Below are 9,179 nucleotides of genomic sequence, written 5' to 3'. Positions count from 1 at the left end.
AGAGCGCTGCCGCTCCCGAGCCCTCAGACCGCCAGGTCGACCGTGATGTGCGGGGCCAGGGCGCGCAGGAACGCGGGGGCGTCGAAGAGCTCGCCGGCCGAGGCCACGCCGGTGGTGCGGGCCTCGCCGTTCAGGAGCCGGGCGACCGCCTCCACCGCGAGCGGGGCCGTCACCGCATAGATGTCCCGGCCGGTGGCGACGGCGCGGCGCTCGGCGGTGCCCTTGCGGACCACGACGTCGACGACGAAGGTCTGTGCCGAGCGGCCGTCCGCGTCGACCGGGGCCGGGGCCGGGGTGTCGGGGGCGACGACCTGCGTCGCGGCCTCGACCGTCATGTAGGTGCGGACCTCGGGGATCCGCAGGTGGCTCGGGATCGTGATGACGTCGGCCATCGTGAACTCGGCGACGACGGCGCGCGTGCCGGTCGGGTCGGGGAAGGTCCAGTCGGTGGTCGCCGGGGCGTCGTGGCGGCGCTCGATGGCGCCCTTCGTGTAGACGAGCCGGCCGCCGCTGCCGCGCCGCTCGCGGGAGACGGCGCTGGAGAGGCGGGTGCCGGCGGTGGGGTGCCAGCTGCTGAGGGCGTAGGCGACGTGGGCCTCGTCGGCGTCGGTCCAGTCGGCCATCGCGGCGGTGGCGAGGAGGTCGCCGAGGCCGCCGTAGAAGGCCATCGCGGGCAGGACGGTGGCGCCGGCGGTGCGGGCGCGGTCGGCGAAGTCGGCGAACGTGTCGAGGTTGGCCTCCAGTTCGGCGGCCACGTCGACGTACGGGATCCCGGCGCGCAGGGCGGCCTCGATGACGGGGGCGGTGGTCGAGGCGAACGGGCCGGCGCAGTTGATGACGGCGGCGGCGCCGGCCAGGGCGGCGTCGAGGGCGGCCGGGTCGTCGACGGAGGCCGGGCGGACGTCGAGGCCGGTCCCGTCGGCCAGGGCGTGCAGCTTGGCGGCGTCGCGGCCGGAGAGGACGGGGGTGAAGCCGCGCTCGCGCAGGTGGGCGACGACGAAGCGGCCGGTGTGGCCGTAGGCGCCGTAGACGGTGACGGTGGTGTTCGACATTGGGGTTCCCCCGTGCTCGTTCCTTGATCCGACGCGTTCATCCTGCCGGGGGCGGACACCCCCCGACAGTGTCCGGAACGACAGGACCCGTACACTTCCGGACATGGGGACCGTCGCGCTGGCCGTCACGGACGGCATGCTGCACTTCGAACTGGGGCTGGCCTGCGAAGTCTTCGGGGCCGACATGAGCGGGCAGGCCGATTCCTGGTACCGCCTGGAGCTCTGCGGGCCGGGGGCCGCGCAGGTCGGGCGGTTCCGCGTCCAGCCAGACCACGGGCTCGACCGGCTCCCGTACGCGGACACCGTGGTCGTCCCGGGCTGGGCGGACGTCGACGAGGAGCCGCCCCGGGAGCTCGTCGACGCCGTGCGCGCGGCCCACGACAACGGCGCGCGCGTGGTCTCCCTCTGCACGGGCGCCTTCGTCCTCGCCGCCGCCGGGCTGCTGGACGGTCTGCGGGCGACGACGCACTGGGCACACACCCGCGTCCTCGCCGCGCGCTACCCCGAGGTGCAGGTCGACCCGGACGTCCTCTACGTCGACAACGGGAGCGTGCTCACCTCCGCCGGCAAGGCCGCCGCGATGGACCTGTGCCTGCACCTCGTCCGGCTCGACCACGGCTCGTCCGTCGCCAACGCCCTCGCTCGCCTCCTCGTCGTGCCGCCCCACCGGGACGGCGGCCAGGCGCAGTTCGTGCCCACCCCGGTGCCCGCGCCCGGGAACCACCCGCTCGCCGACCTCCTCCCGTGGGTGATCGAGCGGCTGGACCAGCCGCTGACCGTCGAGGACCTGGCCCGCCGGGCCAACATGAGCTCGCGCCACCTGGGACGGCACTTCCGGTCCGTCACCGGCACCAGTCCGCTCCAGTGGCTGCTGACCCAACGGATCCGCCACGCCCAGGAGTTGCTGGAGACCACCGAGGACAGCGTCGACGCCATCGCCGCCGCCACCGGCATGGGCACCGGCACCACGCTGCGCCGGCACTTCAACCGCACGGTGGGCGTGCCGCCGGACGCCTACCGGCGGACGTTCCGGCTGCGCGCCGCGGTCAGCCGCTGAGCCGCCGCTGCACGGTCAGCCGCTGAGCCGCCGCTGCACGGTCAGCCACTGAGCAGCCGCCACGCGGTGAGCGCGAGCCCGGCGCGCAACAGGCCCGCGGGTTCGGTGAGTTCGAGGCCGAGCGCCTTGCCGAGCTGGTCCAGGCGGCGCGCCACGCTGGTGTGGTGCAGGTGGAGGACGGCGGCGGCGCGGCGCAGGGAGCCGGTGGTGCAGTAGGCGTCCAGCGTGTCCAGGGCGTCCGGGTCGCACGCCGCGATGCGGGCGATCGCGGCCACGTCGGGATCGGCCCGGACGGCGTCCTCCGGCAGGTGGGCGAGGAGGGCCACGGCGCCCAGATCGGCGTGGTGGACGACGGGTTGACGCGCGGTGGTGAAGCGCAGCGCGGTGCGGGCCTCGTGCCAGGACCGGGCCGGTGTCCCGGCGGCGCCGATGCCCGCGCGGACGTCGGGCGGGAGGCGGGACGCGTCGACGGTGGTGGCCAGGACGACCCCCGCGTCGGCGAGTTGGGCCGCCTTCACCGGCCGGTCGGGGCACAGGAGGGTGCCGATCCGGTCGAGGGGGTGCGGCGTGCGCACGGCGACGGCGCGCACCGGCAGGTCGGCGGCGAAGCCGAGCAGGCGCAGCGCCCGGGCGCGGGCGGCCTCGTCGGTGTCGGCGCCGATGACGAGTTCGACGAGCGCGGGGTCGGCCATGGTGGTGCGGGCGGGGCCGTAGCGTTCGACGGCGGTGGCGACGGCGATGGCGAGGCGGTCGAGGAGGAGCTCGTCCAGGAGGCCCGCGGGGGTGGGGCGTTCGAGCCAGACGGTGCCGATCTCCTCCTCGTCGAGGGTGATCGGCGCGGACGTGGTGACGGCGGGCGGCCCGGGCGCCTCGCGGCCGTCGGGGGCCATGCGGATCGTCCGGCCGGTGCCGGTGAGGCGGATCCCGGCCGGGCACTCGGCGAGGTTCGCGGAGGCGCGGGCGAGGGCGGGCAGGTCGACGCGGCGGCGCATCAGGGTGTCGTAGAACATGACGACGCGCACGGCGGCCTCGACGTCCGAGCCCAGTTGCGACATCCGTACCGCCAGTGCCTCCATGGACCCGAGGATAGGCGGACGTGGGGGAGCGCGGGCGCGCCGATCGGTGCGTGATCCCGGCGGAACGCACGACGGTTGGCGGCGGACCGGGCGGGCGGCGGCCGGGACGATGGTCGGCATGGATCCCGAACTCGAAGCATTCGTCCCCTTCTTCCCCGACCTCGACCTGAACGACCCGGCATCCGCCCGGGAGAGCCTGGCCGCGCTGGCCGGCGGCGTCCCCGCCGCCGACGTCCCTGGCATGGTGATCGAGGACCGCACGGTGCCCGCCGACCCGAAGACGGGCCCCGGCGTCCCGGTGCGCGTGTACCGGCCCCGGGCGGCGCGCGGCGCCGTCATCTGGCTGCACGGCGGCGGGTTCGTCATGGGGGGCCTGGACACCGAGCACCCGTGGGCCGCCCGGATCGCCGCCGACTCCGGCGCCGTGGTCATCTCGGTGGGCTACCGCCTGGCGCCCGAGCACCCGTACCCCGCGGCGCTGGACGACGTCTACGCCGTCCTCCTCTGGGCCGCCGGGAACGCGGCCGAACTCGGCATCGACCCCGAGCGCATCGCGATCGGCGGCCACAGCGCCGGCGCCACCCTCGCGGCCGCCGTCTCCCTGCTGGCGCGCGACCGGAAGGGGCCGGCGATCCGCTTCCAACTGCTCAACCAGCCCGGCGTCGACGACCGGCAGGAGAGCTGGTCGGCCCGCACCTTCACGGACACGCCGTGGATGACCCGCGAGAAGATCGGCGCGGCCTGGCGGCACTACCTGGGCGGCGCACCCGCCACCGCGTACGCGGCCCCGGCGCGCGCCGAGGACCTGAGCGGCCTGCCGCCCGTCCACCTCGCCACCGCGGAGTTCTGCCCGAACCGCGACGAGGGCATCGAGTACGCGCTGCGCCTCCTCCGGGCGGGCGTGCCGGTCGAGCTGCACCAGTGGGCCGGGACGTTCCACGGCTCGCAGGCGCTGCTGTCGGCGGAGGTGTCGCAGCGGCAGATCGCCGAGCTCGGCGCGGTGCTGCGGCGGGCGCTGGCGTAGCGGCCGTTTCCGAGCGCGGGTTCAGGCGGGCTCCGGCGGCCACGCGTCGGGCGCCAGGACGCCGTACGCGTAGGCGCGGGCGACGAGCGCCGTGCGGTTGGGGACGTGCCAGCGGCGGGAGAGGCGGGTCAGGTGGTAGTTGACGCCGTCCCTCGTGAGGCCGATTTCCCGGGCGATCTGGGCGGTCGTCGCGCCCCTCGCGGCGGCCGCCAGGATCCGGGCCTCCGTGGGGCTCACCTCGGTGCGCGGCACGGCGGTCTCGGACACCTCGGGCGGCGGCTCGGCGGGCAGGTCGGCGAGGACGCGCAGCGAGAGCAGCAGGTTCGGCGTCTGGTCGGGGGTGTCGCTCACGAGGGCGACGTCCATGATGCCGTGCCGCTCCGAGCCGTCGCCGGCCGTCCACGACACCTCGACGCTGTACTGGGAGCGCCGGTGCTTGTGGACAGCCTCGGCGAGTGCCGGGAGGGTTTCGGCGGCGCTGCCCTGGAGGGTGAAGAACTCCAGGATCTTGCGGTGGTGCAGCTGCCCGGTGAGCAGGCCGAACTCGGCGGCCATCGCGCGGTTGACGATGAGGATCCGGCCCGCGTACTCGCACACGGCGATCGGCACCGGCACGTGGTCGAGCAGGCGCAGCGTGCGGTTGCGCCAGACGATCGCGCTGTCGCTGGGGTACACGAGGTGCCTCCTTCAGCAGATCTGACGTCACGTGGGCAAGAGTCGGGTGCCACCGGGTACTACACAATCATGTAGTCGGCGGCGCCCGGTACGGCGGGTGCCGGGCGCAGAGTGGAAGACGTCGCCCCGATCGTCGGCCCGACTCCCGTCACGAAACCCGTGTCACGGAAAACGGAAGGTGAATCACGCATGACCGACACCCTGCCCGAGAGCCTGCCCGCACCCCGGGCCGAGCGCCCGGAGCCCGCCCGGCTCTCGGAGACCCCGAAGGCCGCGGTGGCGCACCTCCCCTCGGCCGCCGCGGGGGCCGTCCCGCTCGTCGACATCTCGGCGCTGCCGCCGATCGCCGCGCCGACCCTGCGCGTGATGGAGCTGATCCGGGAGCACGGCCCGGCCTACGTCCAGCGCGTGCACGGGCGGGACCTGCTGATGGTCAGCGGCCTGGACCTGGTCGAGGAGCTGGCCGACGAGGAGCGCTTCACGAAGTCCGTGGGCCCGGGCCTGGTGAACGTCCGCGAGTTCACCGGCGACGGCCTGTTCACCGCCTACAACGACGAGCCCAACTGGGCCCGCGCGCACGACATCCTGATGCCCGCCTTCGCGCTCGGCTCGATGCGCACCTACCACCCCGTGATGCTCCGGGTCGCGCGCCGCCTGATCGAGGCGTGGGACGGTGCGACGGCCGCCGGGCAGCCGGTGGACGTGCCCGGCGACATGACCAGGATGACCCTGGACACCATCGGCCTGGCCGGCTTCGGCTTCGACTTCGGCTCCTTCGAGCGCGACGAGCCGCACCCGTTCGTCGAGGCGATGGTGCAGTGCCTGGAGTGGGCGATGGCCGCGCTGTCGCGCGACCCCGAGCTCGACCACACCGAGCGCGACGCGGCGTTTCGGGAGGACGCCGCGTACCTCGCCCGGGTGGTGGACGAGGTGATAGCCGCTCGCGTGGAGGCCGCCGGGGCCGCCGGGGGCACTCAGGCGGCCGACGCCGAGGACCTGCTCGGTCTGATGCTCGGCGCCGTCCACCCCGGTGACGGCAGCAGACTGGACGCCGAGAACATCCGCAACCAGGTGATCACCTTCCTGATCGCCGGCCACGAGACCACCTCGGGCGCGCTGTCCTTCGCGATGTACTACCTCGCCAAGCACCCGGCGGTGCTGCGGGAGGTCCAGCGCGAGGTGGACGCCCTGTGGGGCGACCAGGCCGACCCCGAGCCGTCCTACGAGGACGTCGGGCGCCTGCGCTACACCCGCCAGGTGCTCAACGAGGCCCTGCGGCTGTGGCCGACGGCCCCCGCGTTCAGCCGCGAGGCCCGCGAGGACACCGTCATCGGCGGCCGGATCCCGCTGCGCGCCGGGGAGACGGTCACGGTGGCGACGCCGATGCTGCACCGCGACCCGGCCTGGGGTGATAACCCCGAGCTGTTCGACCCCTCCCGCTTCGACCCCGAGCTGGAGGAGGCCCGCTCCCCGCACGCCTTCAAGCCCTTCGGCACCGGCGAACGCGCCTGCATCGGGCGGCAGTTCGCGCTGCACGAGGCCACGATGCTGCTCGGCATGCTGGTGCACCGCTACCGGCTGATCGACCACGCCGACTACCGGCTGACGATCAAGCAGATGCTCACCATCAAGCCGGACGGGTTCACGCTCGCCCTCGCCCCGCGCACGCCCAGGCCCCCGGCGGTGGCGCAGGCCCCGGTGCGCGCCGCCGAACTGCCCGGCCGCGTCCGCCAGGGCACGGCGGTGCTGTTCCTGCACGGTTCCAACTACGGCGCCTCGCGCGACTTCACCCGGCAGCTGGCCGAGGCCGCGGGGGAGCTCGGCTGCGAGACCGAGGTCGCCCCGCTGGACGCCTACGCGGACGGGCTGCCCGCCGGCCGTCCCGTGGTGATCACCGCCGCCTCGTACAACGGGCAGCCGACGGACGACGCGGCGCGCTTCGTCCGCGGGCTCCAGGAGGCCGAGGGCGCGGTCGCCGACGGCGTCGAGTACGCGGTGCTCGGCATCGGCGACCGGACGTACGCCGCCACCTACCAGCGCATCCCCACCCTCATCGACGAGCGCCTCGCCGCCCTCGGCGGCACCCGGCTGCTGCCCGCCGGCGAGGCCGACGCCTCGGGCGACCTCGCCGGCGGCGTGCGGGCCTTCGCGACGGCGCTGCGAGGCCTGCTGCTGGAGAAGTACGGCGACGCGGACGCCCCCGCCGCCGGGCTGCCGGAGGCCGCGTTCACCGTGACCGAGGTCGTCGGCGGCCCGCTGGACGCCCTCGCCGCGCGGCACGGGATGACGGAGCTCACCGTCACCGGGGTCGCCGGGCTGACCGACCCCGCCTACCCCCGGGTCAAGCGCCTCGTGCGGCTCGCCCTGCCGGACGGCGTCGAGTACCGCACGGCCGACCACCTCACCGTGCTGCCGCAGAACGACCCGGCGCTGGTCGAGCGCGCGGCCAAGGTGCTCGGCGCGGACCTCGACATCGTGCTGTCCATCGTCGCCCACCGGCGCACCGGCCTCGCCGTCGACCGCCCGCTGACTGTGCGCGAACTGCTCACCCACCACGTCGAGTTGCAGGACCGGCCGACCGCCGAGCAGCGCCTGGTGCTGGCCGGCCTCAACCCGTGCCCGCCCGAGGCCGCCGTGCTGCGCGCCCTGCCCGACGACGACCCGCGCACGCTCGTCGACCTCGTCGAGGACAATCCGGCCCTGCGCGAGGCCCTCACCTGGCCGGTGCTGCTGGAGCTGCTCCCGCCGATCCGGCCGCGCCACTACTCGATCTCCTCGTCCCCGGGCCAGGACCCGGCCCACGTCGACCTCATGGTCTCCGTGCTGAGCGCCCCGGCCCGCTCCGGCCGCGGCACCTTCCGGGGCACCGGCTCCGGCCACCTCGCCCGCGTCGCCGTCGGGGACACCGTCCTGGCCCGCGTCCAGCCCTGCCGGGAGGCGTTCCGGATCGGCCACGGCGCCACCCCGGTCATCATGATCGCCGCCGGGACGGGCCTCGCCCCGTTCCGCGGCGCGGTCGCCGACCGCCACCGCGACGTGGCCGCCGGGGCCGGACTCGCCCCGGCGCTGCTCTACTTCGGCTGCGACCTGCCCGACGCCGACTACCTCCACCGCACCGAGCTGGAAACCGCCGAACGGGCCGGCGCCGTCAGCCTGCGCCCGGCCTTCAGCGAGGCCCCCGAGGACGGCCGGCGCTTCGTCCAGGACCGCATCGCGGCGGAGGCCGACGAGGTGTGGCAGCTCCTCGCGGCCGGGGCCGAGGTCTACGTGTGCGGCGACGGCGCCCGCATGGCCCCCGGCGTCCGGGAAGCCTTCCGCGCCCTCTACCGGAGCCACACGCCGGGCGGCGCCGACGAGGAGCAGGCGGAGGCCTGGCTGCAGTCCCTGATCGACGCCGGCCGCTACGTCCAGGACGTGTACGCGGCACGCTGAGCCCGGAGCGCCCCGGAGTTCGGGAGCGCCCCGGAGTTCGGGAGCGCCCCGGAGTTCGGGAGCGCGGCGGAGTTCGGGAGCGCCGCGGAGTTCGGGAGCGGGAAGTCGGCCGAGTCGACTTCCCGCTCCCGAACCTTCACACGCGAGTCAGTGGCCGGGGCTCCTCCTGCGGGGACGGTGCTCAGCCGTCCGCCGCGCGCGCGGCCGTACCGGAGGTCAGCCGCCAGAGCCCGGCCACCTCGTAGTAGACGCCGTTCACCACCTGCAACAGCAGCAGCATGACCGGCCAGAGCAGCGCGCCGAGGCCGGGTACCAGGTCCACCGGCAGGGTGTAGGCCATCACGACCCGCACGGCGGCGTCGAGCAGCATCGCCACGCCCCAGATCGCCGTCGAGACCCGCCAGATCCGGCGGAAGGCCGGCTCGCGCTCCCACAGCACGTCCCAGGAGGTGCCGTCGGAGCGGAACCTCCCCTCCAGCAGGGGGCGGCCGCCGTGGAAGAGCAGCGGGCGCCTGGCCCTGATCGAGATCAGGAACCAGAACCCGGCCACGCCGGTCAGCCAGCCGTCCTTGGCCAGCAGGAACCGGGGGCTGCCACTGACCAGCGCGGCCGCGACGCCGAGCAGCATGGTCCCGGCGACGAAGCCCGCCATGCCCTCCAGGCTGCGGGTGCGCAGCCACTGCACCGCCGTGGTGAGCGCCGGCAGGAAGGCGCCGGCCAGCAGCGCGACGAAGACGCTCACGCCGGCGGCGCGCAGGCCGTAGTACAGCGCGATCGGGACCGCGATGTCCCGGACGACACCGAGCAGCACGCGCCGGCCGCTCGGCCGCGGCGGCGCCCCGGGGGTCGTCACCGCGGCTCGT

Annotated in this window: 7 protein-coding genes; 3 read left to right on the top strand and 4 right to left on the bottom strand. The window is 75.1% G+C overall.

Annotation, left to right across the window (positions count from 1 at the left end):
- Window positions 1–23 precede the first annotated feature (23 nt).
- Window positions 24–1,052: a saccharopine dehydrogenase family protein gene (locus ACFVSN_RS02005; protein ID WP_387592527.1), complete on the bottom strand. Its 1,029-nt coding sequence runs from the start codon at window positions 1,050–1,052 to the stop codon at window positions 24–26.
- A gap of 103 nt (window positions 1,053–1,155) precedes the next feature.
- Here ACFVSN_RS02005 and ACFVSN_RS02000 point away from each other — a divergent pair, with 103 nt between their 5' ends.
- Complete coding sequence (locus tag ACFVSN_RS02000; protein WP_387592530.1) at window positions 1,156–2,109, top strand: helix-turn-helix domain-containing protein; 954 nt, start codon at window positions 1,156–1,158, stop codon at window positions 2,107–2,109.
- 41 nt (window positions 2,110–2,150) lie between these two features.
- Here ACFVSN_RS02000 and ACFVSN_RS01995 read toward each other — a convergent pair whose 3' ends face one another.
- Window positions 2,151–3,185: a PucR family transcriptional regulator gene (locus ACFVSN_RS01995; protein ID WP_387592533.1), complete on the bottom strand. Its 1,035-nt coding sequence runs from the start codon at window positions 3,183–3,185 to the stop codon at window positions 2,151–2,153.
- A 118-nt stretch (window positions 3,186–3,303) separates the two neighbouring features.
- Here ACFVSN_RS01995 and ACFVSN_RS01990 point away from each other — a divergent pair, with 118 nt between their 5' ends.
- Window positions 3,304–4,209: an alpha/beta hydrolase gene (locus ACFVSN_RS01990; protein ID WP_387592536.1), complete on the top strand. Its 906-nt coding sequence runs from the start codon at window positions 3,304–3,306 to the stop codon at window positions 4,207–4,209.
- A 21-nt stretch (window positions 4,210–4,230) separates the two neighbouring features.
- On the opposite strand, the gene ACFVSN_RS01985 is transcribed toward ACFVSN_RS01990, so the two are convergent.
- A complete protein-coding gene (locus tag ACFVSN_RS01985) occupies window positions 4,231–4,884 on the bottom strand; it encodes a helix-turn-helix transcriptional regulator (protein ID WP_387592539.1) in 654 nt (217 codons plus the stop codon).
- 189 nt (window positions 4,885–5,073) lie between these two features.
- Here ACFVSN_RS01985 and ACFVSN_RS01980 point away from each other — a divergent pair, with 189 nt between their 5' ends.
- On the top strand, window positions 5,074–8,316 hold the full coding sequence (locus ACFVSN_RS01980; protein ID WP_387592541.1) for a cytochrome P450: 3,243 nt from the start codon (window positions 5,074–5,076) through the stop codon (window positions 8,314–8,316).
- Between the two features lie 181 nt (window positions 8,317–8,497).
- On the opposite strand, the gene ACFVSN_RS01975 is transcribed toward ACFVSN_RS01980, so the two are convergent.
- Entirely contained in the window at window positions 8,498–9,169 is a 672-nt protein-coding gene (locus ACFVSN_RS01975; RefSeq protein ID WP_387592544.1) for a VC0807 family protein, read from the bottom strand.
- Window positions 9,170–9,179 lie beyond the last annotated feature (10 nt).

It is taken from the genome of Kitasatospora sp. NPDC057904 (genome assembly GCF_042887925.1).
Taxonomy (GTDB): Bacteria; Actinomycetota; Actinomycetes; order Streptomycetales; family Streptomycetaceae; genus Kitasatospora.
This window is presented reverse-complemented; position numbering and strand designations above follow the sequence as displayed.

Coding starts and splice junctions, on each gene's coding strand:
- ACFVSN_RS01990 (WP_387592536.1), top strand. CDS start 3,304: ATGGATCCCGAACTCGAAGCATTCGTCCCCTTCTTCCCCGACCTCGAC.
- ACFVSN_RS02005 (WP_387592527.1), bottom strand. CDS start 1,052: ATGTCGAACACCACCGTCACCGTCTACGGCGCCTACGGCCACACCGGC.
- ACFVSN_RS01995 (WP_387592533.1), bottom strand. CDS start 3,185: ATGGAGGCACTGGCGGTACGGATGTCGCAACTGGGCTCGGACGTCGAG.
- ACFVSN_RS02000 (WP_387592530.1), top strand. CDS start 1,156: ATGGGGACCGTCGCGCTGGCCGTCACGGACGGCATGCTGCACTTCGAA.
- ACFVSN_RS01980 (WP_387592541.1), top strand. CDS start 5,074: ATGACCGACACCCTGCCCGAGAGCCTGCCCGCACCCCGGGCCGAGCGC.